Raw genomic sequence first — 26792 nt, 5'->3', positions numbered from 1 at the left:
GGCGCGGGGCCGGCTCGCGGCCATTGCGCAGCCGATCGGTTAAGCTGCCGTCTGAACGCCGCGACCGCGCGACAGGGTCGCGCACCCCCTTCCCCAAGTCCTGTTCCAAACACGCGATGACCGCCTTCCTGCTGATCTGGAGCCCCAAGAAATGGCCGTGGCCCGAGTTGCCGGACATCGCGAAACGCGTGGCCGCGGGCGACGCTGTCCGCGACGTGTGGGGCTGCGGATTTGCCCGCAGCATCCTGCCGGGAGATCGCCTGTTTCTGCATCGCGTCGCCCAGCAACCGAAGGGCATCTTCGGCTCGGGCTACGTGACCCGCGCGCCCTACGAGGTGCCCGACCCGGCTACCAGACGGGGATACCGCCTGTGTATCGACTTCGTGTACGACTGGCTCGTCGACGCGCACGAAGCGCCCGTGATTTCCCGCGAGGCGTTGCGCGCGCATCCGTTTTCCGTGCAGACCTGGGACGCGCAAAGCTCGGGCACGGTGATCAAGCCAATCGCCGAAGGCGCACTTGAAAAGCGCTGGGCCGAACTCACGGGTAAGCGCAAAGCGCCAAAGCTCGATACGCCCGCGGGCCCGACACGCTCCAGCAAGGTGAGCGCGCACGCTGCAGCAGCGGCAAAAAGCGCGGCAGCGACGAAGGCGGCAGGACTGATGATGCAAGCTCACGCCGCCATCGACGCGCCCCGAACGGGAACGAACCAGACAACGAGGAAACGCGGGCAAACAGCTTGACCACGAGCAACGTCGCCGGCCAGCGGCCAGCCCGGTTCATGCTGACTCCGGTACAATTTCCGCACCTATTCCAGCATCGCGCGAATCGCCCATGAGCGGCCTGCGCCGCTGCGCCACCCCAATTCCAGCCACCGCCATGTCCAGAAACGAAACCCTCTTTGAACGCGCGCAACGCACCATTCCCGGCGGCGTGAACTCGCCGGTTCGCGCCTTTCGCTCGGTCGGCGGCACGCCGCGCTTTATCGAGCGGGCGCAAGGCCCCTACTTCTGGGACGCGGACGGCCAGCGCTACATCGACTACATCGGCTCCTGGGGCCCGATGATTCTTGGCCACGTCCATCCGGAAGTCCTCGAAGCGGTCCAGCGGGTGCTCGTCAACGGCTTCTCGTTCGGCGCGCCGACCGAGTCGGAAGTGGAAATCGCCGAGACGATCTGCAAGCTGGTACCGTCGATCGAACAGGTTCGCATGGTGTCGAGCGGCACCGAGGCGACCATGAGCGCGCTGCGCCTTGCGCGCGGCTTCACGAACCGCAGCCGCATCGTCAAGTTCGAAGGCTGCTACCACGGTCACGCGGACAGCCTGCTCGTCAAGGCCGGCTCGGGTCTGCTGACGTTCGGCAATCCGACTTCGGCCGGCGTGCCGGCGGATATCGCCAGGCACACCACCGTCCTCGAATACAACAACGTCGCGGCGCTCGAAGCAGCGTTTCAGGCATTCGGCAGCGAGATCGCCTCGGTGATCGTCGAGCCGGTCGCGGGCAACATGAACCTTGTGCGCGCCACGCCGGCATTCCTGCAAGCGCTGCGGCGTCTGTGCAGCGACTACGGCTCGGTGCTGATCTTCGACGAAGTGATGTGCGGCTTTCGCGTCGCGCTCGGCGGCGCGCAGCAGGTGTACGGCATCACGCCGGACCTCACGTGCCTGGGCAAGGTCATCGGCGGCGGGATGCCGGCGGCGGCCTTTGGCGGCCGGCGCGACATCATGGCTCACCTCGCGCCGCTCGGCGGCGTCTACCAGGCAGGCACGCTGTCCGGTAATCCGATCGCGGTCGCGGCCGGCCTGAAGACCTTGCAGCTCATTCAGGCACCGGGCTTTTACGAAACGCTCGCCGCGCGCACCGCGCGGCTCGCGCAAGGTCTTGCGCAGGCCGCACGGGACGCGAAAGTGCCGTTTTCGGCGGACTCGCTCGGCGGCATGTTCGGCCTCTATTTCACCGGGTCGATCCCGACCAGCTTCGCTGAAGTCACGCAGAGCGACGTGCCGCGCTTTAACGCGTTCTTTCACAAGATGCTCGACGCGGGCGTGTATTTCGCGCCGTCGGCATACGAGGCGGGCTTCGTTTCGATTGCTCACGACGATGCGATCATCGACGCCACGATCGACACGGCGCGCGGCGCGTTTGCGTCGCTCGTAGCCTAGGCCGGCATCCCATAGAAAGTCCCGAACCGAAAGTCGACACGACTTAACCACCGCACCCGACCGGACCCCCGATGTTTTCGCAAACCGACTTCGTCCATATGGAACGCGCGCTTGCATTAGCGAAGCGCGGCATGTTCACCACCGATCCGAATCCGCGAGTGGGCTGCGTGCTCGTGAAGAACGGCGAAGTGATCGGCGAAGGCTTCACGCAACCGGCCGGCCAGGATCATGCGGAGATCCGCGCATTGAAGGACGCGCGCTCGCGCGGCCATGATCTGCGCGGCGCCACCGCCTACGTGACGCTCGAACCGTGCAGCCACTTCGGCCGCACGCCGCCGTGCGTCAATGCGCTGATCGACGCACAGGTGGCGCGCGTGGTCGCGGCGATGGAAGATCCGAATCCGCAGGTATCCGGGCGAGGTCTCGCGATGTTGCGCGACGCGGGCACCGAAGTGCGATGCGGACTGCTCGCCCACGAAGCGCACGAGCTGAACAACGGCTTCGTGTCGCGCATGACGCGCGGCCGCCCTTGGGTACGCATGAAAGTGGCGGCTTCGCTGGACGGGCGCACCGGCCTGCCGTCCGGTATCAGCCAGTGGATTACCGGCGCCGCCGCGCGTGCTGACGGGCACGCGTGGCGCGCCCGCGCTTCGGCGATCCTGACCGGCATCGGCACCGTCAGGGAAGACAATCCGCGCATGACGGTGCGCGCGGTGGATACCCCGCGCCAGCCGCAACGGGTGCTGATCGACAGCCGGCTGGACGTGCCGCCCGACGCGCAAATCCTGGCGGGCGCACCCACGCTGATCTTCTGCGGCAATCTCGATTCGCGTCACGCGGATCGCGTCAATGCGCTGCGAGATCGCGGCGCGGAAATCGTCCAGTTGGCGAACACTGACGGCAAGGTCGATCTGCCTGCCATGCTAGGTGTGCTCGGCGAGCGCAACGTCAACGAACTGCACGTCGAGGCGGGCTACAAGCTGAACGGCTCGCTGCTGCGCGAAGGCTGTGTCGACGAATTGCTCGTGTACCTCGCGCCAAGCCTGCTCGGCATGGATTCGATGAGCATGTTCAACCTCGACGCGCCGCAAACGCTCGACGGGCGTGTCAAACTGAATTTCCACGCGGTCGACCGGATCGGCGACGACCTGCGGATTCTCGCGCGCTTCGCGCCGCAGGCCGCAGTCGGAGCCGGCACCCCTCCCGCGCCTCCATCTGTTTCGAAATGATCAAGGATTAGCACGATGTTCACAGGAATCGTCGCGGCAGTGGGCCGCATCGAATCGGTCACGCCGCTGGGCAGCGACGGCGACGCGGGCGTGCGACTGAACGTCGAGGCCGGCGGTCTCGACCTCGGCGACGTGCAACTCGGCGACAGCATCACGATCCAGGGCGCCTGCATGACCGTGGTCGCGAAAACCGCCCGGTCGTTCGAAGTCGACGTGTCGCGCGAAAGCCTGAACTGCACGGCGGGGCTGGGCGAGATCGGCGAAGTCAACCTCGAGAAGGCGCTGCGCGCGCACGACCGGCTCGGCGGCCATATCGTTTCCGGCCACGTGGACGGCCTGGGCACTGTCACGCATTTCGCGCCGGTCGGCGAATCGCATGAACTGCGGGTGCTGGCGCCGCGCGAGATCGGCCGCTACCTGGCGTACAAAGGCTCCATCACGGTCAACGGCGTGAGCCTGACTGTCAACTCGGTTAAAGATCGCGACGACGGTTGCGAATTCTCGATCAACCTGATTCCGCACACGGTCGAAGTAACCGCGCTCAAGCGTCTGCGCGAAGGCACGCAGGTCAATCTGGAAATCGACCTGATCGCGCGGTACGTGGAACGCATGCTGAACGCGCCGAAATAATCGACCGGCGCGGCACCAGGCCCGGCCACGCATGGGCTTGCGGCGGCGCCCTCCCGCTGCCGGCCGGTTCATGCGTCGATCGTTTTGACGAGCATAGCAACGGCGCGCGGCTCGTCGCCAGTCGGTCAAACGGGATAGGCCGTTCGGCAGAGGCGACTTGCACCCGCGCGTGGCGTAAAATACGCGCTTTCCCGAACAACTCGCCAACATGACGCTCGCCTCCACTCCAGAGATCATCGCCGAACTCAAAGCCGGCCGGATGGTGATTCTCGTCGACGAAGAAGATCGCGAAAACGAGGGCGACCTTGTGATCGCCGCCGAATTCGTCACACCGGAAGCGATCAACTTCATGGCCCGTTACGGCCGTGGCCTGATCTGCCTGACGCTCACGCAGGAACGGTGCAAGCAGCTGAACCTGCCGCTCATGACTTACCGCAACGGCACGCAATACGGCACCGCCTTCACCGTCAGCATCGAAGCGGCCGAGGGCGTGACCACCGGCATTTCGGCAGCCGACCGCGCCCGCACGATCGCCGCGGCGGTCGCACCGGACGCCAAGGCGGACCACATCGTGCAGCCCGGCCATGTCTTTCCGATCATGGCCCAGCCCGGCGGCGTGCTGGTGCGCGCCGGCCATACCGAGGCGGGCTGCGACTTCACCGCGCTGGCAGGGCTCACGCCTGCCGCGGTGATCTGCGAAGTCATCAAGGACGACGGCACGATGGCGCGGCTGCCGGACCTGATGGAGTTCGCGCAGCAGCACGGTCTGAAAATCGGCACGATTGCGGATCTGATTCACTATCGCAGCCGCACCGAGTCGATCGTCGAGCGGATCTGCGAGCGCACCATGCACACCGCGCACGGCGCGTTTCGCGCGGTCATGTACCTCGACCAGCCGAGCGGCCAGCCGCACATCGCACTCGTGCGCGGCACGCCGAGCCCGGACCAGGACACCCTGGTGCGGGTGCATGAACCGCTGTCCGTGCTGGATCTGCTCGAAGTCGGCGAATCCACCCATTCGTGGACGCTGGATGCGGCCATGCAAGAAATCGCCGCACGTGATCTCGGCGTGGTCGTTCTGCTCAATTGCGGCGACTCCAAAGATCATCTGATCGACGTTTTCAAGGCGTTCGACTCGACCGAAAAGGCCAACGCACTCAAACGCCGGCCAGTCGATTTCAAGACGTATGGCATCGGCGCGCAGATTCTGCGCGAACTCGGTGTCGGCAAGATGCAGGTGCTGTCGAACCCGCGCAAGCTGGGCAGCATGTCGGGCTACGGTCTCGAAGTCACGGGCTTCGTTCCGATGCCGGGCGGCGTTGCGCAAGCTCCACAAGGCTGATCCGATCGTTCACGCGCTTAGCGCCCACCAAAACACTACGGAATTCACATGGAAATCGGACAATATCAACCGAATCTCGACGGCGACGGACTGCGTATCGGCATCGTTCAAGCGCGTTTTAACGAACCCGTCTGCAATGGTCTCGCGGATTCCTGCATCGAAGAACTGGAACGCCTCGGCGTCACCGGCGAAGACGTGCTGCTCGTCACCGTGCCGGGCGCGCTGGAAATTCCGCTGGCGCTGCAAAAGCTCGCCGAAAGCGCGCAATTCGACGCGCTGATCGCGCTGGGCGCCGTGATCCGCGGGGAAACGTATCACTTCGAACTGGTCTCGAACGAAAGCGGCGCGGGAATTTCGCGCATTGGCCTCGACTTCGGCATTCCAGTCGCGAACGCCGTGCTGACTACCGAAAACGACGAGCAGGCCGTCGCGCGCATGACCGAAAAGGGTCGTGACGCCGCACGCGTGGCCGTCGAAATGGCGAACCTCGCTGTCGCGCTGGAACAGCTCGGCGGCGACGACGAAGAAGATGAAGAAGAGGAAGAGGCATGAAGAGCGCCCGCCGACGCTCCCGCGAACTGGCCACGCAGGGGCTTTACCAGTGGCTGCTGTCGGGTTCGCCCGCCGGTGAAATCGACGCGCAATTGCGCGGCGCGCAAGGCTTCGACAAGGCCGACCACGAGCATCTGGACGCCATCCTGAACGGGGTGATCCGCGACTCGGAAGCGCTGTCTGCGGCCATCGCGCCGTGTCTCGACCGCCCGCTCGAGCAGCTCTCGCCCGTCGAACGGGCCGTGCTGCTGGTCGCCGCCTTTGAATTGAAGAACCACCTCGACATTCCGTATCGCGTGGTCATCAACGAAGCGGTTGAACTCGCCAAGACATTCGGCGGCGCGGACGGCTACAAGTACGTGAATGGTGTACTGGACAAGCTATCGGCGCAACTGCGCGTCGAAGAAACGCAGGCGGCCAGGAAGCGCTGAGCGTCGTCGTTATAAGCCTGGCAGAGTTCCGTCGTGCGCCGCGTTTATTGCGGCCCGCGGCCCCGCTCATCAACACGCCGCCTCGCGCATGACCGTTCGCGCGGGCGCAGGGCGGCTTTTGCTTCTGAATTGCATTGGATTGGATCGTATGAACTCCGTGACCGAACCTTTGATGCGGCTTGCTGCGCGCGTCGACGCCATCCAGCCTTTCTACGTGATGGAACTGGCCAAGGAGGCCGCGCTCCTCGAGCGCGACGGACGCGACATCATTCACATGGGAATCGGCGAGCCCGACTTCACCGCGCCGGAGCCGGTCATCGAGGCGGCGGCGAGCGCGCTGCGCCGTGGCGTCACGCAATACACCAACGCCTTGGGTCTCCATGCGCTGCGCGAAGCGATTTCAGTGCACTACGCCGAGGCTTACGGCGTAGAAGTCGATCCGGCACGAATCGTCGTCACCGCCGGTGCGTCGGCCGCGTTGCTGCTGGCCTGCGCGGCACTGGTCGACCGCGACGACGAAGTGCTGATGCCCGATCCGTGCTACCCGTGCAACCGTCATTTCGTGATCGCCGCCGAAGGCAAGCCGGTGATGGTGCCGAGCGGCCCGGCCGAACGCTTCCAGCTGACCGCCGCCGACGTCGAGCGCTTATGGAACGAACGCACGCGCGGCGTGCTGCTTGCGTCGCCATCGAACCCGACGGGCACGTCGATCGAGCCGGCCGAACTCCAACGCATCGTCAACGCCGTGCGCGCGCGTGGCGGCTTCACCATCGTCGACGAGATCTACCAAGGCTTGAGCTACGATGCGAAGCCCGTGTCGGCGCTGTCGTTCGGCGACGACGTCGTCACGGTGAACAGCTTTTCGAAGTATTTCAATATGACCGGCTGGCGGCTCGGCTGGCTCGTGGTCCCGCCCGGCATGGTCGACGCCTTCGAAAAGCTCGCGCAGAACCTGTTCATCTGTGCGTCGGCGCTCGCCCAGCATGCGGCGCTCGCGTGTTTCGAGCCGGACACCATCGCCACTTACGAGGCGCGGCGTGTCGAGTTCAAGCGCCGCCGCGACTTCATCGCGCCGGCACTGGAATCGCTGGGCTTCACGGTGCCGGTCATGCCCGACGGCGCGTTCTACGTCTATGCCGATTGCCGCACAGTCGCGCATCGGGCGGCCGGCGACAGCGCCGCACTCACCCGGTCGATGTTGCACGACGCCGGTGTGGTGCTGGTGCCGGGCATGGACTTCGGCACGCATGCACCGAACGAGTACATCAGGCTGTCGTACGCAACGGCTTATCCGAAGCTGGAAGAGGCGGTCGAACGCTTGGCGAAGCTCTTCGGGCGGCACTGACCACGGCTTGGCGTGGAAGCCTGCGGGTTCCACCAGGCGAGCGGGTGGGCAGACGGCAGCCGCGCATTGTCCCGTCGAATGTTTGACACAACGCACGCTTCGCCACCAGCCAACCCGCCAGACGCAAAAAGGGCACCCATCGGTGCCCTTTCGTTTGTAGCTGGTTCTGCCGGCCGCCCTTACATCGACACGCCGTCGGTATCACGCGATGCGACCTCAAGCGCCCAGCTCGGAGGCCGATGCCACGTGCTTCGTATTCGAATTGGCGTCGTCCTGCCCGACATCCGGCGTCTTAGCCGGCGTTGCCGCGCTCAGCGGACGGCCGCCATCGAGCGTCACCTGTACACGCTTGCCCCCACCGGCAGCAACCGCTGCCGTATTTGCGCTGGCCGATGCCGTGAGAACCGGCGCCTGCGGTGCGTTGATCGGCACCTTGCGGCCACGCGCGACGTCGCGCAGACGGCCGCGCTCGGCCATCACCTTGGCGCCGTAGCCGCCGTCGTCCTGCGTGCTCGAACCGACGTACAGCCTCAAGCCGCCCGACAGCGAGCCGCCGCGCGCGATGCAATCCTTCAGCACCAAGGCCCCGACCTTGATGTTCGCGACCGGTTCGAGCGCCGCACTCTGGCCGCCGAAATACTGGAATTTGTCCGAATGCACTTTGGACATCACCTGCATCAGACCTTGCGCGCCCACGCCGCTCTCGGCATACGGATTGAAGCCCGATTCGATCGCCATTACCGACAGCAGCAGCAGCGGGTCGAGACCGACTTCGCGACCGGTATCGAACGCGGCCTTCACGAGCTCGCTGACGGGTTCCTGAGCGACGCGATAACGCCGCGCCAGATAAGTCGCCACCAGATTCTGTTCACGGCTGGAAACCAGCGCGCGATCGTCGCGCGCATCGGCCGAGACCCGTTGCGCCGGAATCAGACGCGCCAGCGCGCTGACACTTTGCATGGTCCGCGGATCGAGCCCGCTCAGCGCTGCCACGCCCATGCCGGCCGCACCGGAACTGTCGAAAGCACTGTCGAAGCTGGTATTGCTTACGGTGAGGCTGGTGCTGCCGTTGTTCGCACCGGTTGCGGTGTCGGGAACAAGCGGCGCGTTGGACGACAGGGAGTCGTCGGCGGGTGCAACCCTATTGCTGGACGGCCCGAAGGACGGCAGCGGATGGCCTTGCAGCAGACGGGCGGGGCCCGCCTGCACAGCGGCGGAGATGACCGGCATCAAGCGCGCGGCCAAGGCGCCGCGCCAGGCCGGCATCAGCCACAGTGCGATAGCCAGCACCACAGCGATACCGCCGACGATGCTGAACAGGTGATGACTCATTCGCGTCCCGCGACGCAACACACCGCGCACAACTTGCGCGATCCGCTCATCGGGACGCCAGGATAACCAGGCGTTCATTCAGATCTCCCATGTTGCATGATCCGCGAACTCCGCCAGCAGATGAAAACGGCGGTACCGCATGTTCGTAGAGTCAAGACATCGCGCGCTCTGTCTGGTTAGGGCAGCAGCGACGTCGGGAAACGGTCAATACCGTCTGTGGGGAGCCATCTCGAAAAGCCCGCGTCATGCCGAAACTGCATGCAGGCGCTGGCTCCCACGCGAAAAACCAGCGTCAGCAGGCGCTGGTAGGGACTTCAATAGCCGTCAAATACCGTGCAGGGGATCGGTAAGGCGGTGACGCGATGCGTCGGACGGGACCGGGCCAGTGGTAAAAAGATGCACGCCCTGCGACCAATGTGGACGGATTCTATGCACCGTTTTATAGATCGTCAACACTATAGAAGGATGAAATTATAACTAATTGTAATAACGCGGGAGCCTGGAGGGGTCCGAAACCTCGCGGCATGGGCCTTTCGAGCGGTCTGCGCTCCGCCGTTGCGCCTAGGTCATTTGGTCGATCTACGTGCGCCAGGCAACGCAGGTAAAATCGCCGGTTCCATGGGCGCGGGCGACCAACTGCCGCGCGCCCCCCTTTCGCCGCGCACGCGGCAGAGAACCGCCACAGATGAAATACAAAGACCTGCGCGATTTCGTCAGCCGCCTGGAAACGATTGGTGAACTGCGCCGTATCTCGCAACCCGTGTCTCCCAGGCTGGAAATGACCGAACTATGCGACCGCGTGCTGCGCGCCGGCGGTCCGGCCTTGTTGTTCGAGAGCAAGGCGCACTCTACGTTTCCCGTGCTCGGCAACCTGTTCGGCACCGCGCGGCGCGTCGCGCTCGGCATGGGCGTCGACGCGCAAGCCGGCGAAGGCGACGGCGCCGCGCTGGAGTCGTTGCGCGACGTCGGCCGACTGCTTTCCGCACTGAAGGAGCCGGAGCCCCCCAAAGGGCTCAAGGATGCGGGCAAGCTGTTCTCGCTGGCCAAAGCGGTTTGGGACATGGCACCCAGGACGGTGAGCGCGCCACCGTGCCAGGAAATCGTGTGGGAAGGCCATGACGTCGACCTCGCGAGACTCCCAATCCAGACCTGCTGGCCGGGCGACGCCGGCCCACTGATCACATGGGGTCTTACCGTCACGAAAGGGCCGAATAAGAGCCGTCAAAATTTAGGCATCTATCGCCAGCAGCTGATCGGCCGGAACAAGCTGATCATGCGCTGGCTCGCCCATCGCGGCGGCGCGCTGGATTTCCGCGAATTCGCGCTGCGCAACCCCGGCAAGCCGTACCCGGTAGCTGTGGTGCTCGGCGCCGATCCCGCCACCATCCTCGGCGCGGTGACGCCGGTGCCCGACACGCTGTCCGAGTACCAGTTCGCCGGCCTGCTGCGCGGCGCGCGCACCGAGCTCGCGAAGTGCCTCACGCCGGGCGTCGACGGCCTGCAGGTGCCGGCGCGCGCGGAGATCGTGCTCGAAGGGTTCATCTATCCGCAGGAGGCCACGCCGCCGCCCGCCCCCGCGGGCGCGCCGCCACGGCCGGTCAAGGGCGCTTGCGCCGCGTACGAGCATGCGCTCGAAGGTCCGTACGGGGACCATACCGGCTACTACAACGAGCAGGAATGGTTTCCCGTCTTCACGGTCGAGCGCATCACGATGCGGCGCGACCCGATCTACCACTCCACGTACACCGGCAAACCGCCCGACGAGCCTGCCGTGCTCGGCGTCGCGCTCAACGAGGTGTTCGTGCCGCTGTTGCAGAAGCAGTTCGCCGAAATCATCGATTTTTATCTGCCACCGGAAGCTTGCAGCTACCGCATGGCGATCGTGCAGATGAAGAAGAGCTACCCCGGCCACGCCAAGCGCGTGATGTTCGGCGTGTGGAGCTTCCTGCGCCAGTTCATGTATACGAAGTTCATCGTAGTGGTCGACGAGGACGTCAATATCCGCGACTGGAAGGAAGTGATCTGGGCGATCACCACGCGCATCGATCCGGCGCGCGATACGGTGCTGGTCGATCGCACGCCGATCGACTATCTGGATTTCGCGTCGCCGGTGGCGGGCCTTGGCTCCAAAATGGGACTCGACGCGACCAACAAGTGGCCCGGCGAAACCGATCGCGAATGGGGCCGCCCGATCGTGATGGACGACGCGGTCAAGCAGCGCGTCGATAGCTTGTGGAACGAGTTGGGCCTATAAGGCGCGAGCCGAACGACACAGACAACAAAAAAGCCGAAGGAGCGGTTGCACCGATGCACGCGTTTTCAATGATGTCGGACGGATTTTTGCTGTCGTTGTCGCTGTGCCTGGACATCGGTCTCGTGAACGTCGCGATGATTTCGCTCGCGCTGTCGCACGGTTTCAAGCCGGGGTTCTGGCTCGGCCTCGGCTCCTGCATCGGCGATCTGATTTACGCGGCGCTCGCGCTCGCTGGCATGGCTGCGCTGCTGCAATTCGAATCGGTGCGCTGGGTGGTGTGGATCGGCGGCGCGGCGATCCTGCTGTTCCTGACCTGGAAGATGGCGCGCGAAGCAATGTTTCCCGCGGCCGCGCCAGCGGTGCCAGGCGTTCGCAATACCGAAGCGTCGCATCCGTCAGCGTGGCGCGGTTTTTTGCGCGGCGTGCTGCTGGCCGTGTCGTCGCCGTCGGCCATTCTGTGGTTCGCCGCCGTCGGCGGCGCATTGATCGCGAAAACGGGGGCCACCAGCCCCACTGCCGCGCTGGTGTTCCTGGGCGGGTTTTTTCTCGGCGGTCTGTGCTGGACGATCTTTATATGCGGACTCGGCAGTCATGGACGCAAGCGCGCGGGCGTTGGTTTGCTGCGCGCCTGCCACGTGCTATCCGCACTTCTGTTCGCGTACTTCTCTTACAGCGTGATCGTCAACGGGTATCGCGATCTGATCGTGCAGACCTCGCAGCTGGCGAGCTGACCGGAAAACGGCTTGCATCCACAAGCCCCAAACCGTTCGCTCACGCCAGGTACTCCGCGAGCCTCGGCAGATCGACGTTGCCGCCGCTCACTATCACGCCGACCCGCTGGCCTCTCACCGGCACGATGCCGTGGAGCACCGCCGCCGCGGCGAGACAACCGGTCGGCTCGACCACGATCTTCATGCGCTGCGCGAAAAAGCGCATGGTGTCGATCAACTGCTGGTCGCTGACCGTTTCGATGCGTGCGACCCGCTCGCGAATGATCGCGAACGTGTAATCGCCGAGATGCGTCGAGGCAGCCCCGTCGGCGATCGTACGCGGCGTGTCGATATGCACGATCTCGCCGCGTGCGAGCGATTGCTGGCCGTCGTTGCCCGCTGCCGGCTCGACGCCGATCACCGTGCACGCCGGACTCAATGCCGCCGCCGACAACGCGCTGCCGCCGAGCAATCCGCCGCCGCCCAGGCACACGACCAGCGTGTCCAGCACGCCGGTTTCATCGATCAACTCTTTTACCGCGGTGCCCTGCCCGGCGATCACGTGCGGATGGTCGTACGGCGGAATCAGCGTCATGCCGCGCTCTTGCGCAAGCCGCCGGCCGATCTCTTCGCGGTTCTCGGTGTAGCGGTCATAGGTAATTACTTCGCCGCCGTAGCCCTTGGTGGCCGCGACCTTCGCCGCGGGGGCGTCGTGCGGCATGACGATCGTCGCGTGGATGCCGGCAAGGCGCGCCGACAGCGCGATGGCCTGCGCATGGTTGCCCGACGAATACGTGAGCACGCCCGCTTTGCGCTGCTCGGCATCGAAGTGCGAGATCGCGTTATAGGCGCCGCGGAATTTGAACGCGCCCATGCGCTGGAAGTTTTCACACTTGAAGAACACGGACGCGCCCGTGCGCTCGTCAAAGGTACGTGAGGTGAGCACGGGTGTCCGGTGGGCGACGCCTTCCAGACGCGCTGCGGCGTCGAGTACGTCGTCGAAACTGGGAGCGGGAAGCGCTTGCATCGGCGAAACTCTCTTGAGCGGTTGCGAAGCAGCCATTCTCCCAGCTTCGTCGACGCTTTGGAACGACGGCCTTGATGCGCGCGGAAACTGGAGAACCCATAAACACAAAAACGGCGTAACCCGGCAATCAAGCCGGCGTTACGCCGTGGGCGATCATGTTTTGCCTGCCGCGATTAGCGGCGGTAGTAACCGTGACCGTAATAACCGCGGTAATAGCCGTGACGATAATACGGACGGCCATAACCGTAATAACCCCCCACCACTACAGGCGGCGGCGCGTAAACAACAGGCGGCGCGTAGACCGGTGCTGGCGCGTAATAGACGGGCGGCGGCGCCGCATACACTGGATAAGCCGGCGCAACCGGAACGCCAATGCCGATACCGACAGACACATGAGCCTCTGCCGCCCCGGCGAGCCCCAGCCCGAGTGCAGCAACGACAAACGGAACGAACTTTTTCACTTTTTTCTCCTGGCGCGGCCTATCGAGGACGCCGACTACGCATGCATCGCACGCTACTCAAACAATCTATCGAAAAAGGTCAAAGGGATCTGTTGAGATTTGTTGCAAATTGCAATCCGCGGCGTTGGGCCGGCATGCGTCGTCCCATCTATGCGAGCGCGACGGCGGGCCCCGCAGCGCAGTTACCGGGCGGTGATCAAAGGGTTACGCGCAGTCCCAACGGGACTAGCGCAATTGCAAGCGGCGCATACGATTTTCCGCGTCGAATTTGGGTAATCTTTGATTACAAATTAACTTCAATACTGACAACGAATTGCGCGGACCGAGAGCCGCGCGACCAATGAAAATGCCCGGCGAATGCCGGGCATTTGTCGTCGGTGCGGACCGGTGGTTCAGCCGACCTTCACATACGTAAATTCTCGAGAAACGCTGGGCGGGACGTACGCGCCGCTAATGCGCACGCGCGGCGTCAGGCGCTTTTTCTGGTCCCACCAGCGACGGCGCTGCGCAGGGGTGAGGAACCGCAGGTGCTTTCGGTAAGAAAAAATACTCATCGTGAACCTCCCGAATCTGACTGTGTAACGAAGTACCGGAAACAGCCACTGCCAAACCAGTCCGAATCATTGTGAGCAGCTTTTGAACCTGCGAGCGCCGCGCCGCTGCATGGCTGGCTGCGTGCGCCATATCGGCCCCGAACTGTCGCGGGCGATTCGAAGCCGGATCGCGCCGCCGACACCGAATGCGCGATACTTCGGCTTTCCCGTTCAAACGTTCCGTCTGGAGCCGGCAATCATGTCCCAGCCCCCTTTGCCACGCATCGGCTTCATTGGTGCCGGCCGACTCGCACGTTGTCTCGCGCTGAGCTTTTCACGCGCCGGCTACCCGGTCACAGCGGTGGCGAGCCGTTCAGCGGCCTCTGCCGGCCGGCTTGCCAGTCAAATCGAGCATTGCGCGGCATCCGACCACCCGCAGCAGGTGGTCGACACAGCCGACATCGTGTTTTTAGCCGTTCCCGATGACAGCATCGGTTCGTCAGCGCACACACTGCGGTTCGGCCCAGACGCCGCGAGCCGCCACGGCAAGGCGCTCGTGCATTGCAGCGGTGCTTCGCCGGTCGAACTGCTCGCCCCGGCGCGCGACCAGGGGGCGTCCATCGGCGGATTTCATCCACTCTACCTCTTTAGCGGCGAGCTCGCCGATATCGAACGGATCGCCGGCTGCTCGGTGACGATCGAAGCCGACGGCCCGCTGAAAGACACGCTGACCGCGCTGGCCGTCGCTTTGCGCTGCCACCCGTTGTCGATTCCGGCGGGCGGCCGCATGCTGTATCACGCCGCCGCTCACTACGCGGCCAGCTTCGCGCTGTGCAGCCTCGCCGAATGCGTCGCGCTATGGCGCACGCTCGGTTTTGCCGAAGACGACGCCCTGCGCGCGTTGCTGCCGATGCTCGCCGGCACAATCGAAACCGCGCGCGACAAGGGCTTGCCCGACGCGCTCGCGGGACCGGTCTCGCGCGGCGACAACGGGGTCGTGGCCCGGCAGCTGGCACTGCTCGAAGGGCTCGGCGGCGATCACGCGGCGCTCTACGGTCTGTTGTCGCGGCGCGCGCTCGGGCTCGCGCAACGCCGCGTCGCCCCGCCCGCCGCACTGGAGGCGATCGCCGCGACCGTCGAAGATTCGCTCAAACGCTCGCTGATTCAGGCGGCGGCAGGTGCAAGCGTCAAGTAAGCCGTGATAATGTGACGTCCGGCGCCGCATGCAATCCGCGAACGCCGCGCATCGAGACCAACAGACGAGAACGCACAATGATCAAGGTCAGCATCCTCTATCCGTACCGGGAAAACGGCCATTTCGACGTGGAGTATTACTGCGCCACGCACATGCCGCTCGCGGCGCAGCTGTTCGGGCCGTCGCTCAAGGGCTGGTCGGTCGATGTCGGCATCAATGCCGGGCCGCCGGGAACGCCGCCGCCGTATGTCGCCGCGGGCCACTTCCTGTTCGACAGCACGGACGATTTCTATAAGGTCTTCAAGCCGGCTTCCGAGCGCCTGATGGCTGACATCCCCAACTACACGGACGGCGGCAACGGCATGATTCTGATCAGCGAGATCAAGATTTCCGTGTGATGACGATCGGACGGTGGCGAAACGGCGGCAACCGATTCGAGCAGCCGTCGCGTGCAGACGCAAGCAGCCTCACTGAACCACCGCGCCCAACGCGCGTGCTATCCCAACGAACCGCCAGCGCGCACCGATCGGTCCTCGCTGGCACCCCGCGGCCGATCGGCGGCCGCCCTCCGAAGCATAAGGACAAGAGATGTTTGGCGATATCGGCCGTTTTTTGCTCAACACCGTCTTCACGCTGTTCGGCGCGGCGCTGCTGCTGCGCGCCTGGCTGCAGGTCGTGCGCATGCCGCCCTACAACCCGGTGACGAATGCCGTGTTGCAAGCCACCAACTGGATCGTCCTGCCCCTGCGGCACATCCTGCCGAGCACGCGCAGAATCGACTGGGCGACGCTGGTGGCGGCGCTGCTCGCAGCGATCGTCTATGTGGTGCTGATGGTCGTGCTCACCGGCGCGGATCCGCTCGGCCTGCTGCCGACGCTGCTCATCGTCGCGGTGCTGACGCTCATCAAGTGGGCGCTGAATCTGATCATCTGGATGACGATCCTGATGGCCCTGCTGTCGTGGCTCAATCCGCGCTCGCCGGCCATGCCTATTCTGTATCAGCTGACGGCCCCGTTTCTGAATCCGCTGCGTCGCGTGTTGCCGCAACTCGGCGGGATCGACCTGTCGCCGATCCTGCTATTCGTGATCGTCCAGGTCCTGTTGATGGTGGTCACCCGCGCAGCCGTTCAGCTGACTTACTTCGTGATCTGACGACGCGGTCCCTCGGCGGGAAACGGTGGCAGATTTGCGCTGAACACCGTTTCCCGAGTAGAATTGTATGCTCTGCGGGCGTCGTATAATGGTAATACCCTAGCTTCCCAAGCTGCAACGGCTTGAGCAAAGCCACTATTCATGCGGGTTTTGGAAGTGGTTTTCCAGCGGGCACCATTGAAAACCACGTGTCATGCGGGTTTGACGGCGACGCCAGTTTTCATTCCAGTTCCGACGGTAAGAAGCTAACGGCATAGCTTCTTACATCTTGATGGCTAGGAATTTTCAGGCCGCGAGCGGGCGCCCCGTCATCCAAAGATGGATGTGCGTGGTCCCGGCCACTGATCTTGCTCCAGTACTTGAGCGAAATCACGACCGGATATGCGCCGAGCGGACGATGCCGCAATGAACTGAACGCCAACGGCAAGCTTCACCACATCAAGCCGGGTCAGTCCTGCGTCTCGATACCTGCTCCCCACGTAATCTGGCAATTTGGAAGCCGCCAATGTCAGTAACGAGTCGTCACGGGCGCGCAGGCTTTCGCCAACCTCTCAGCGAGGACAGAATGTCGATGCCCGATGCGCCCCTTCGCAAGCTCTGCCGGATCATCTCCAAGATGGATCAGAGCACCTTTCATCGCCAGTTCAGCCGTCATGCAAATCGGCTGCGAAATAGAGGCTACGCTATAACCGTTGAAGAGGCTGTTCGCCACATCTTCCAGATTCGAAAGAGCTAGGCGCCAGTACTGAATCGCAACAGCATTGCCACCTTCGAGTTCATTCAACCCATAGGTAAAGTCATAGATATCTGCAAACGCGAACGCGTTGCCAGCAGCGATGACAGGATCGTCACGGCACCACTGCTGCCATTCCGACCTAGAGGCGAAACCGAGTCCCTGCTCTAGACTAATGGCAGGTTGACCCAGCGCAACAGCGACGACGACTTTGCGCACTCGATCGACAGAAGCTGCCAGACCAATGCCCATCCCCGGCCACGACGTACTCACTTCCGGGATCAGACGCTGATAGGCATCCATGATCTCCTCGGCCTCACTGTTGCCAACAACGCCGAGAACAAACTCGCTCCCCAGCAAATCAGCGGCGGCGCGCAACGGTCGCGCGTGAAATGCGACACCCGATTCAGCATAGATTCGATCAAGAGCAAGCAAATCAGCATCGCACCATTTCATCGTTTATCAAGCTCCACCATTCATATTTCCATCAACAGTCACGACAAGCAGACGTCATCTCAGTGCCATCCTAAGCGACTCGATCTCCGGATTCGCCCTCACTCCTTATAGGCGGAGAAGGTATCCGTAAGCACTATAAAGGCTTCGGCGGCTGCCAACCGGTTACGGGCCCAACATGGACCATAATTCCGTATGCGTACCCGCTCTGATTGTATGGCGCTCCACGGTACAGGACGGCCTCGCACTTGCTCGCGAGCTCCCGATAAATCGCATTGGCGGTCGCACAACTATAGAGCAAGGCGACACCAAACTTTCGATCATTAGCGCTTGCAGTCACGAGCACATACAGCGCCTCGTTGTCTGGCTCACCGACATGCACCTGCCATCCAGCATTTCGTAAAGGACGAACCAAGTCATTGATACAGTCCTCCATCAGAATGGCCTTGCGCAACAGCGCACCATTATCGGTTGGCATCTCTGGGACAAGTCGCCCATGCTTGTGATAAGTCTTTTGCTCAATCACTTTTAGTGCGGCTTGGGCTTGCCCTTGGAACAGTGCCTGCTGCCAAAGCAACTTGCTGTCCTCGTTCATTTCAGGAAAGAACAGTGAAACGCTGTTTGACTCGTCATGCCATGCTTCGATTACCCCCATTGTCGCCAGAGCCACGATCAACCGAGTGAAATTCGAGGATTGCTGCCAGTCTGACGATACCCCGTGCGCGAAGAGATGCCTGTTGAGCCAAGTGGTTCCACCGTACTGAGCAGTATTCTGAAAAAATGATGTTTTCAGCCAGCGGCGAAATGACTCAAAAGTGAAAACACGCTCGTCCAATGGGTAGAGATAATCGAGGGTCAAATACTCATGCGGAACCCATATCTGGTGAAAATGCAGCCGGGCAGCACATTCGATGGCTCGGTCAATCGCCTGATCGATCTTCTCCGCTATGGTAGGTTCGCCGCCACCTTGGCTAACGATTCGCGTCAGCGCTCCTTCTAAAGCTGGAATCAAAGCGGAGATGCTGGATGCGCGATAGCCACTATAAAATGCAAGATACGCTTCCCTTGCTAGGGGAACAACATCCCGAAGGCTACGCGCTCCCGGCATGATTTGCGCAATACACACTGCCTGAAACGGAAGAGTGTATATGGTCGATGTATGGTAGTTAAATTGCTGGAGCGCTCGCTCCTTGGAGCAATTCTCGACCGCCTTAAGCAACTCTCGGGTCGCGCCCATGGATACCCAAAGAGGGGAAAACCACTCCAGCTTGTCCCAAAGCCCGGCATCCCTATCTGCAAACTGGCGACGCAGCTGCCAGTTTGCGTCTCCCTCTGGCGGAATTTTTGGGAAACCTGCCTGTTGCCCATCTACCGTCAGCACGATGCTCTTTGTGGTAACAAACGTACCGATATCGCCCTCCGCCACATGATCGACAGTCAGGCCACGCTCGGCCGCCCACTCCCGAATCAATTCCGGGCTAAGACTGTCCAACGATGGCAACTTGCAAGCCCGATTCCACAGGCCTCTGAAATGATCTTCTAACGTGCGATGGCTCATATGGATGTTTTCAGCGGAAGCGTCTACGTAGTCATCGTGGCAAGCTTATTCGACCCATCAACTATCGGCCTCGAAACGATAGTGCCCTGCTTCTATCTTAGCTTTCGCCTTTAGGAAATATCGCTCAGGCGCTGTCAGGCTTATCGACCTAGCTGCGTCCATGCGGTCAGTCAGATCCTTGAATTGGTCATGAAATTCTCCGCTCGGACCAAGCGCTGCAACGCGCCACGCTTGACGAAAGCGGTCCTGTAGCACCTTGAATGCATGAGCATTGTCGGCGATCGATTGCAAGCTTACGTCGAGATCAAGTCCCTTGTAGATTGCCGGAAAAATTCCTGCGAGCAACGCGCACATCGCAGTCAACCATTCGAACCCCGGTTGCTTTGCCAGCAACGGCGCTGTCGCGACTGCACCTAAACCTATAGGTAGGATGACGAAGATGACTCGCCAGAAGCGAAGCACTTTCAACCATTCGAAAAGTGACGCCGACGTATAAAGGCAGGATTCCTCCTGCCGCTTGCACTCATCTATCATGTTCTGTGTCTGTTGGTCCATCAAACCGTCCTTGGAATATTGGAACCAAAGATCTTTTGCCATTCCTCGCCAGCAGCAATCATCATATTCTGAGCTTCGTAGCTTGAAGCTTTAGCAGCCCGAGCATATGCGCTCTCTGCCTTACTTTTCCAAGTCTCACCCAGCCACATATACTCGCCCGTCCCAGGCGCAGTCGCAAAGGTGTTCGCTCGACTGATCATGTAGAGAAAGAAGTCGCGCACAACCCAGTCGTACCAAAAGATGTTCTTAAAACGCCATTGAGATTGATCAAGATAGTCGACGGCAAGGAGTTCAAGATGAAACGACTTGATCGGCACCGAACAGCACGCCTGCCACGATTTCAGCATGCGGATCAGCGGACGCAGATTGTTCGCGTTCCGCTTGTCTGCGTTTTCGATGTGACCGATTTCCGCCCATGGCGCTGTTTGTTTGTATGACCCGCCATTTTTCGTGTCGCACACCCAATAGCGAAAGTCTCCGACAAAAAAGACGGGCACCACCTCGACGCTATACGAATCGAATCCGACCAACACAACCGGCCCATCACCGCGAATGTTGGTTGTGGTCGGATAACTTCGCTGAAGGACACGCTTCACCTCTTGCAGCAAAGCGGATTGCGGATTGTATCCGTACGCACCAAACCGACCATATGCCGCTGATGGCAGCACAAAATATACATCTACATCACGTGGCGGACGAATTGCCGTCCCCTTACCCCACGAACCAATGTAAAAGGAGTTATCGAACTCTGAGGTCGAGCCGTAGTAGGCACTGTTGAGGCACGAGACAACCCCAGCCTTCTTCCGCCGCCCGTCTGCGTCTTGGGCGGCTGTCAGTTGAAGGTTCACGAGAAACTGCGAAAAACGAGACGTGACGTGCATCCACTGCGGCACGCTGGATGCAGGTGGCGGCACCATCCCCAGCATCTGGGCAAGGCTATATGGTGGAACCATTCCGAGCCCGGCAAGGCTGTTTGGTATGCGCATACCCATAGCATCCTCCACGTCATCGTTATGACGAAAGCTATGCTGTGCAAATATACAGTACTCGTAGCTGCGTAAGCGGACCGGGCTGAAAAGAGACAAAAAAATGGCTCCCGAAGGAGCCGATTTATTGCATCGCAACATCGATTACTTTTTGCCCTGCGGCTCGTGCTTGTCTTTGATGAGTTGGTAGTAGGTGCTCGCACCAGCCTTCGTCAGCTTCACCTCGGCGATGAACTTCTCGATGATGTCTTTCCTCGTAACGTCCTTCACCGCGCGCATGCGCTTATAGATCTCCGTCGCCAACTCCATCTTCGTTGGCGTAGCTGGTTCAGTCTTCGCTACGGTATCGTTCGCCGTCAAGCTTGTGGCCGGCGCAACAACAGTTGCCTTCGGGTCAACAGCAACCGACTTGCCCGCTTTCTCGTCCTTGCTTGCCACACCCTGCTTCAGATCGACCATGGTCGCACTCCATTCGTTGAAAGTGCGTCCAGGGTCCAGCAGATCGACCTTCAAGGCAACGGCAAGCGAACGACCACGACCAACACAACGCCGACCACCTCGAAATTCATCGAGCAACAGTGACAGTTTTCACGTCACCCTCGTCTACATCGCCTCTATCCCTTTGATCCGGCGGGGATTTTTGAGCGAGGCCGTTAGCTTATTAGGATTCCGCCGTAGGCCATCCGGGGCCGGTCGCGTATGCCTTTGAACGGAACTTCCGCACGCAATTTACACCTTCGACGCACGCGCCTTCGGCCTCTACAGTTTTTTAAACAATCGCCGTAAACAAGTAGCCGAATAGTGCTAGGTGGGTTGCAACCCAATAAGGACCGTCGCAGGAGATCGAAGTGCAAGGCATCATCTACCGTATCGAACAGCCAATAAAAACGCTACAACTGAATACCCCCCTTAAAGGGGAGTATTTTCTGGGTCCCGTTCACAGTTCGACCATGACGAGCGTCCGTCAAAACGCGAATGACCCAATCGCCTACCGCTTCTTCTCAGCTTCTGATCGTTCGGTCGTATTCTGCTTTTGCCCGACCGAGACCCTGAGCGAAACCGCGATGAAATACGCGTGGGGTCGAGCCAATCAACTTGCAGAGAAAGGCACGGTAGTATACGAAATTGGTCGTTTCGTCTGGTCGAACAGTACCGCCGCAACAATGTTCAGCGAAATATCGACGTTCTTTCGTGGCACGGCCACCCTGACCGAAGACGACTATTCGACCGTTGCACGCGTGCGAGCAACAGTCGATGCAAAAGGCATGGCGATACTCTCAACCGAGCCCGGCGGCGACCGCGCAGGACGCGCCTTAGCCGCATATATGCTCGGGCTCGCCTACCATCGAGTTTTAGAGCAAGCAATCCACGACCTTGCCGAATGCTGCCGCGACGACTCGAAGGTGAAGCGCACTGAAGCAATGCATTCGGAAATCTCTCGCTTCATCGCTAGCTACTACTTCGACGCGCCGGCCCGAGTCTTCACAACGGAGATCGGCCCATTGTATAACGCTATCCACGACCGCCTGCTTCTCGCTTCGCTCCGCCACGAACTCGTCGATCAACTTGGGCGAATCGCAGAAATTATCCGGATAGAGAGAACGGCAACTGAGTCTGCTTTTGAAGCAAAGATGCAAACGCGCCTAACGACGCTTGGCGTATTCATCGGAATACTCGGCCTGGCACAGCTAACGCAAACCACGCCCGCCCAAATTCAGACTTTCGCCGCCGGATGGAAAGCAGCGTTCAGCGGAAGTCCGATAGCTGCCTCATCGCCAGATCAATTGAGTCCTACGACAGAACATGCAGACACTCGCGTTGAGGTACAGCCTCACAAGCTAAAACGAGTACGTCACGACATGACAAGTGAAGCTCAGTGATATACGCGATAGATTTAAGGTCGCGCGTACAATGCGCGCAGCGTAGACAATACAAAGGAGAACTCGATGTCGCCAGAAGAATTCTTGAGACACGCGAAGGCGGAGCAGGATAAGTGGATAGATCCGGTTGGGCGACTAATCCTCGCAGCGGCCAGCATTGAAAGATCAGTGAACGAGATTCTAGAAGTTCTTTCTCCCGAAGATCTAGAAAGTTGGCGGATCGAGGATTTCTCACAGCGAGTAGAACGGATTTCAAAATCCGCCAAGGAAGATCTATCTGATACTCTGGCAAAGGCGCTAAAGGATCATAAGAGAAAATATTGGCCGGTCATGGCCAATCGCAATACCATCGCACACAACCCTCTCTTTATGGAGACTTTTGCAACCGAGCTGGGATTCAATGTGCGAGCCACAATTCGTCATGAACAAAAAAATGTCGAATTAGAACTGGCTGAAGTACAAAAATTCGCTGACGAGGCTGACGAGGTTGCAGCAGGCTTCATGATGTTTGCAATGAACTTTTCTAGAGCGCTTGATGATGAGATTCAGTTAGCGCATCGTCTTTTGGCCGGGATGCACCTAGAGCTCGACGAGTAGATGTGAATCGAGGCTCGCCACTATCTGCCAAGTGAGATCGGCCCTGTGCGTCCGCAATGCGCTTGAGCGCCAAAACGTTCGTCGAGCTCGGCCAAGCAGCGGTAACGATTGCCCTGTGCCGCCTGCTGATCGTCTGCTTTAGATCGCGGATCAACCGATCAATGGTGTCATCGTACGGGTAGCCGGCAGCGTGAAATCCGGTGCGCAACAGCGACAGTTTTCACGTCACCTTTCCCTCCCACCTCATATCCCCTTGATCTAACGGGGATCTCCGTGCTAGGTCATCAGCTTATTAAGATTCTGCCGTGGGGCCAACTTATCGTTGGCCCCATTTCGAGTACATAAGTCACCGCTTTATCAACACAGAGAAAACACTTATCTACAAATTATTGAATATCGCGGATCTTTAATAAGCACTACGATTAATCATCGATTGGCTTGATCGGAATAGCGACAAACTTTTCCTCCTTCTTCTTTTTGCTAGAGGCAATCTTCCTCGGCATCTTGAGCGACTCCCGTTGCTTTTGACGAGGCGTGAGTTCCTCCCACTTCTTTTTAGGCTTCTTATCGATGTTCACAAACCTAATCCGCTTCTGTTTTTCGGGCGTCTCGGTCACGACAAGCATTGCCCCACCATCGAGTACGTTTTGCTGAAGCCGAATTTCCGTCATCCCCTTCATGTAGTTCTTCCGGTACTTCTCAATCAAATCAATCGAATTCAGGTCGAGCGAGTACTTGTAAATCTTCTTCGGCCCTTCATAGTCCGGACTCTTCCTCGCCGTTTCGATGCCAATCAACTTCAAGAAGGCCTTGAGCTGGAGCATAGGCTTTTTACGCAAGTCATCCCGAACACGCACGTCAAGCACCAGCCCAATTTGCTGAACGTGCAGTTCAACGGCATCGATGAAGGCATCGAGTGTCCGCGACTCGAACTCGGCAAACGTATCCGGCCTGCCTTTCTCATCCACCACACCGGCAGCGCGAAGCAGTTTCTCCAGCAGCTTGCACTTCCGGACGTAATCGTCCCGCTCCGTTACCGACACGCTGTGGTCGAACAAGGCAAACTGATTGCGCTGATACTTGTTGGAAAAGAATACCGAACTAAACCTCACGCATTCGCGATAACGGCCGTGGTCATCCAGCCGCACCAAATCGGCAGAGAATTCCTTCACGCCGTAGAAGGCTTCGATCTGGTAGCGAGAGATCTGAGCCTTCTCGGCGATGCTCACGGTCTGCTTGTCGCACAATTCGAGGTAACGCTTGCGGTCAATGCGGGAGGCATTCACAATCGCATCGAACTCCTCTTCCACGACAGCTTTCTTTGCGCCGTAATACGCCTTCTGCAAGTTCTTCGGATCTTCTGTCAGGTCGTGCCTTGCCTCGACCACATCCCACCCCTCACGCTTCTTCAACTCAATGAAGTGCTCGCGGACGTTATTGAGCGATGCGTGACGCATAGACTTGACCTGAGCATAGACCTCGATCAACTTGTCATCCTCATCGTATTGCGGGCGCCCCTCCCAATCGAATCCCTTCAGCACTTCGGGCAGTTCTCCACGTGACAAGATGCTCTGCTTTACAGCATCGACCTCGTATTCAAGATACAGGCGCGCTTTCGAAACCCAGACGTGCTGCTCCGTCATATTGCGCACACGGGCAAGCTGCTGGTCCATTTCGAAATGTGTAGTGACCGCAGCGTCGAAAAAGCCAAATACGTGTGTAAATTGAGGCAGATGTTTGGGGATGTTGATGTCAACACCCGTCCCCACCGACGGAGACACAATCAGCACATCATAATCTGCCGACGTCTCCTGGATAGTCGCGATGAACCGGCGGCATTCATCGGTGGTCGAGTTATCAGACGTCACAATTTTCAACCTGATCCGTTCTCCGTAGCGACCTTGCAACAATTTTTTGATCGATTTCGCATTTTTCTTCGAATTGCACGCGATGAACTGCTTGCCACCACTCCCAACAACGAAAACCGCGTAATCGAGCAATTGAGCTTCACTCGCGTACATATGCACTACATGCCTTGGCTGCGTCGGATCCTGATTCTTGCGGAACCGGTTGACGTAAAAGCGAACGGGTCCCACGTCATCCCGAAGCCGGGCAGTGATATTAAAGGTCAGCCAACCGAGATCGGCATCGCACAGTACCACCTGTTTCGCCCGGCGAATGTAGAGATGCAACAGGTTGAAACAATACTTCCGCTTGTTCCCAGCGAGAGTGTCCGACAACACATGCGAATACACCTGTTCGATTTCATCGATGACTACCACATCATACTTATGACGTACCGGATTGAGATAGCGAGCGAGGCTGTCGAGACACACTACGCAGTGCCTGAGCGCTTCGTCGCGATCTTCGTAGACCTCCAGCTTCCTCAGATAGTTGTGCATCTTGAGGCGGTTGGCGAGGGATTCAGCAAGCACCTGCCGGTGCACAATCAACAGGACAGATTTCCCCTCAGCCTTCCATTTCTCTACGGCGCGCTCAAGCAAAAAGGTCTTTCCGGTTCCTTTCGGACTACGAACGCAATTCACCCCATCCGCGAAATCGGAAAATCCGGCATCACCGAGGAGCTGCACGTCCCTCACAAACACCGCTTTTTCGTCCACCATCTCGCGGTACTCGACCGGCGCTTCATCGTCAAGCCACTCTGACGGATGTTGCAATTGCTCCTCGTAGTCGATCTCGATCAGCCCGTCTTCGAATGCATAAAAATCGTACATGTGGAGGTGCGAGCGGTGATTCCACTTCGGCCAGAAGGTCTGCGCACATGCGCTGCAATACACGCCATTCTGCCCAGCCTTTGACGTAACAATGAACGCACTGGCGTGCTTGTCCATATGACGCGGGCAGAAAACACGCGTTCCCCGCGTCAACTCGTGAAGCAGATATGTCCCGTCGCTTTCGGTCTTGATAATCTCGTCTTTATCGAGTGCCACCGACGAGCGACTATTTGCATGACCACCCGCAGAAATGGAGCGCCCATCGTTGTGAATCTCGTTCTCGCCCAGTTCGATAACGTACTCGACCTGTTCCATCGGAAGTACGTGATCGACGCGATGGACCTCACAATTTTCCGAACCGTAGAACAAACGACTTGCATCCGTACAAGAACGGTCGCCCGCAAACATACGGATGATGCCAGTGTAGGCGAGATTCATCCGCTGCTCAGTCTCGATCGGTTGCTCCATCAGGAACACAATCCGGAACCGGTGCGCGTCCGGACGATGACTCGGCGTCGTGTAGATAAACCATCCGAATTTCTTGAAGAACGGATTCGCGAGGACATCTTCAACCGTCAGCCCGGAGTCAATATCGACTGCCAGTACCTGCATGCACAGGAAATTAGTCGACTTGCGTTGCCCTTTCAGCCACGCGCAGAAGGCGTAACCTGCCCGCACTTCCTCGATGAAGGCATCCGGCGCAAGCTCCAGATTCTCGAATTTATAGGTGGCCTTGGACCAACCGACGGAATCATCGCGGGCAATCTTGTTTTTGACGTGCCGATTGATCGCAACCTTCAGCGTCGTGATGTTGCAAATTTCGATCTCGCTCGCTTGGTGTGTCGGAGGAAAGTGCTCGCGGTCGCGGACTACCTCGATGCCCGTAGAGGTATCAGTCGAGCACGGACCAAAAGCATTGGAAATGTTCAAATCCATGGC

The 26792-nt window shown here is 60.1% G+C and carries 24 protein-coding genes; 15 read left to right on the top strand and 9 right to left on the bottom strand.

Annotated features, from left to right (window positions below):
• The first annotated feature begins 116 nt into the window (after positions 1–116).
• From ABQJ48_RS03725 to ABQJ48_RS03690, 8 genes are all read left to right on the top strand, one after another.
• Positions 117–743: a hypothetical protein gene (locus ABQJ48_RS03725; protein WP_367836067.1), complete on the top strand. Its 627-nt coding sequence runs from the start codon at positions 117–119 to the stop codon at positions 741–743.
• A 136-nt stretch (positions 744–879) separates the two neighbouring features.
• Positions 880–2163 (top strand): glutamate-1-semialdehyde 2,1-aminomutase, encoded by a 1284-nt coding sequence (gene hemL, locus ABQJ48_RS03720; protein WP_367836066.1) that lies wholly within the window; start codon positions 880–882, stop codon positions 2161–2163.
• A gap of 71 nt (positions 2164–2234) precedes the next feature.
• A complete protein-coding gene (gene ribD / locus ABQJ48_RS03715; RefSeq protein WP_367836064.1) occupies positions 2235–3392 on the top strand; it encodes a bifunctional diaminohydroxyphosphoribosylaminopyrimidine deaminase/5-amino-6-(5-phosphoribosylamino)uracil reductase RibD in 1158 nt (385 codons plus the stop codon).
• Between the two features lie 15 nt (positions 3393–3407).
• Positions 3408–4022 (top strand): riboflavin synthase, encoded by a 615-nt coding sequence (locus tag ABQJ48_RS03710; protein ID WP_367836063.1) that lies wholly within the window; start codon positions 3408–3410, stop codon positions 4020–4022.
• Positions 4023–4230: 208 nt separating this feature from the next.
• The gene (gene ribBA / locus ABQJ48_RS03705; RefSeq protein WP_367836062.1) at positions 4231–5364 is read left to right on the top strand and encodes a bifunctional 3,4-dihydroxy-2-butanone-4-phosphate synthase/GTP cyclohydrolase II; all 1134 of its coding nucleotides are present in this window, start codon (positions 4231–4233) and stop codon (positions 5362–5364) included.
• Between the two features lie 48 nt (positions 5365–5412).
• The gene (gene ribH, locus ABQJ48_RS03700; protein WP_367836061.1) at positions 5413–5916 is read left to right on the top strand and encodes a 6,7-dimethyl-8-ribityllumazine synthase; all 504 of its coding nucleotides are present in this window, start codon (positions 5413–5415) and stop codon (positions 5914–5916) included.
• A complete protein-coding gene (gene nusB, locus ABQJ48_RS03695; RefSeq protein WP_367836060.1) occupies positions 5913–6347 on the top strand; it encodes a transcription antitermination factor NusB in 435 nt (144 codons plus the stop codon). The genes ribH and nusB overlap by 4 nt, the downstream gene beginning before the upstream one ends.
• 148 nt (positions 6348–6495) lie before the next feature.
• Positions 6496–7692, top strand: coding sequence for a pyridoxal phosphate-dependent aminotransferase (locus ABQJ48_RS03690; RefSeq protein WP_367836059.1), 1197 nt, complete (start codon positions 6496–6498; stop codon positions 7690–7692).
• 216 nt (positions 7693–7908) lie between these two features.
• Here the strand turns inward: ABQJ48_RS03690 and ABQJ48_RS03685 are convergent, their stop codons facing one another.
• On the bottom strand, positions 7909–9102 hold the full coding sequence (locus ABQJ48_RS03685) for a transglycosylase SLT domain-containing protein (RefSeq protein WP_367836058.1): 1194 nt from the start codon (positions 9100–9102) through the stop codon (positions 7909–7911).
• Positions 9103–9709: 607 nt separating this feature from the next.
• Here ABQJ48_RS03685 and ABQJ48_RS03680 point away from each other — a divergent pair.
• The gene (locus ABQJ48_RS03680; protein ID WP_367836056.1) at positions 9710–11278 is read left to right on the top strand and encodes a UbiD family decarboxylase; all 1569 of its coding nucleotides are present in this window, start codon (positions 9710–9712) and stop codon (positions 11276–11278) included.
• Positions 11279–11331: 53 nt separating this feature from the next.
• Positions 11332–12009 (top strand): LysE family translocator, encoded by a 678-nt coding sequence (locus ABQJ48_RS03675; RefSeq protein WP_367836054.1) that lies wholly within the window; start codon positions 11332–11334, stop codon positions 12007–12009.
• Between the two features lie 40 nt (positions 12010–12049).
• Here the strand turns inward: ABQJ48_RS03675 and ABQJ48_RS03670 are convergent, their stop codons facing one another.
• Together ABQJ48_RS03670 and ABQJ48_RS03665 are read right to left on the bottom strand one after the other, a co-directional pair.
• Positions 12050–13015 (bottom strand): threo-3-hydroxy-L-aspartate ammonia-lyase, encoded by a 966-nt coding sequence (locus ABQJ48_RS03670; protein WP_367836053.1) that lies wholly within the window; start codon positions 13013–13015, stop codon positions 12050–12052.
• Between the two features lie 173 nt (positions 13016–13188).
• The gene (locus ABQJ48_RS03665; RefSeq protein ID WP_367836052.1) at positions 13189–13476 is read right to left on the bottom strand and encodes a hypothetical protein; all 288 of its coding nucleotides are present in this window, start codon (positions 13474–13476) and stop codon (positions 13189–13191) included.
• Between the two features lie 792 nt (positions 13477–14268).
• Between ABQJ48_RS03665 and ABQJ48_RS03660 the strand changes: the two genes are divergently transcribed.
• From ABQJ48_RS03660 to ABQJ48_RS03650, 3 genes are all read left to right on the top strand, one after another.
• Complete coding sequence (locus ABQJ48_RS03660) at positions 14269–15204, top strand: Rossmann-like and DUF2520 domain-containing protein (RefSeq protein WP_367836050.1); 936 nt, start codon at positions 14269–14271, stop codon at positions 15202–15204.
• A 77-nt stretch (positions 15205–15281) separates the two neighbouring features.
• Positions 15282–15602 carry an EthD family reductase gene (locus ABQJ48_RS03655; RefSeq protein WP_367836049.1) on the top strand — a complete coding sequence of 107 codons (321 nt, stop codon included), beginning with the start codon at positions 15282–15284 and terminating at the stop codon, positions 15600–15602.
• A gap of 190 nt (positions 15603–15792) precedes the next feature.
• Positions 15793–16356 (top strand): YggT family protein, encoded by a 564-nt coding sequence (locus ABQJ48_RS03650; protein ID WP_367836048.1) that lies wholly within the window; start codon positions 15793–15795, stop codon positions 16354–16356.
• Between the two features lie 508 nt (positions 16357–16864).
• Here ABQJ48_RS03650 and ABQJ48_RS03645 read toward each other — a convergent pair.
• The 5 genes from ABQJ48_RS03645 to ABQJ48_RS03625 all read right to left on the bottom strand — a co-directional run bounded on the left by ABQJ48_RS03645 (position 16865) and on the right by ABQJ48_RS03625 (position 21100).
• Entirely contained in the window at positions 16865–17545 is a 681-nt protein-coding gene (locus tag ABQJ48_RS03645; protein ID WP_367836047.1) for a hypothetical protein, read from the bottom strand.
• 133 nt (positions 17546–17678) lie between these two features.
• Positions 17679–19100 carry a hypothetical protein gene (locus ABQJ48_RS03640; RefSeq protein ID WP_367836046.1) on the bottom strand — a complete coding sequence of 474 codons (1422 nt, stop codon included), beginning with the start codon at positions 19098–19100 and terminating at the stop codon, positions 17679–17681.
• A gap of 57 nt (positions 19101–19157) precedes the next feature.
• Positions 19158–19655, bottom strand: coding sequence for a hypothetical protein (locus ABQJ48_RS03635; RefSeq protein ID WP_367836045.1), 498 nt, complete (start codon positions 19653–19655; stop codon positions 19158–19160).
• Positions 19655–20647 (bottom strand): SMODS domain-containing nucleotidyltransferase, encoded by a 993-nt coding sequence (locus ABQJ48_RS03630; protein ID WP_367836044.1) that lies wholly within the window; start codon positions 20645–20647, stop codon positions 19655–19657. The genes ABQJ48_RS03635 and ABQJ48_RS03630 overlap by 1 nt, the downstream gene beginning before the upstream one ends.
• A 138-nt stretch (positions 20648–20785) precedes the next feature.
• Positions 20786–21100, bottom strand: a complete 315-nt coding sequence (locus ABQJ48_RS03625; protein WP_367836042.1) for a hypothetical protein — start codon at positions 21098–21100, stop codon at positions 20786–20788.
• Between the two features lie 389 nt (positions 21101–21489).
• Between ABQJ48_RS03625 and ABQJ48_RS03620 the strand changes: the two genes are divergently transcribed.
• Positions 21490–22521 (top strand): hypothetical protein, encoded by a 1032-nt coding sequence (locus ABQJ48_RS03620; protein WP_367836040.1) that lies wholly within the window; start codon positions 21490–21492, stop codon positions 22519–22521.
• Positions 22522–22587: 66 nt separating this feature from the next.
• A complete protein-coding gene (locus ABQJ48_RS03615) occupies positions 22588–23118 on the top strand; it encodes a hypothetical protein (protein ID WP_367836039.1) in 531 nt (176 codons plus the stop codon).
• A 422-nt stretch (positions 23119–23540) separates the two neighbouring features.
• On the opposite strand, the gene ABQJ48_RS03610 is transcribed toward ABQJ48_RS03615, so the two are convergent.
• Positions 23541–26789, bottom strand: coding sequence for a plasmid replication protein, CyRepA1 family (locus tag ABQJ48_RS03610; RefSeq protein WP_367836038.1), 3249 nt, complete (start codon positions 26787–26789; stop codon positions 23541–23543).
• Positions 26790–26792 lie beyond the last annotated feature (3 nt).

This window comes from Paraburkholderia suaedae, assembly GCF_040812055.1.
In the GTDB taxonomy this organism is placed as follows: domain Bacteria; phylum Pseudomonadota; class Gammaproteobacteria; order Burkholderiales; family Burkholderiaceae; genus Paraburkholderia.
Note: the sequence above shows the minus strand (reverse complement) of the source record. Positions and strands in the feature narration are given on the sequence as shown.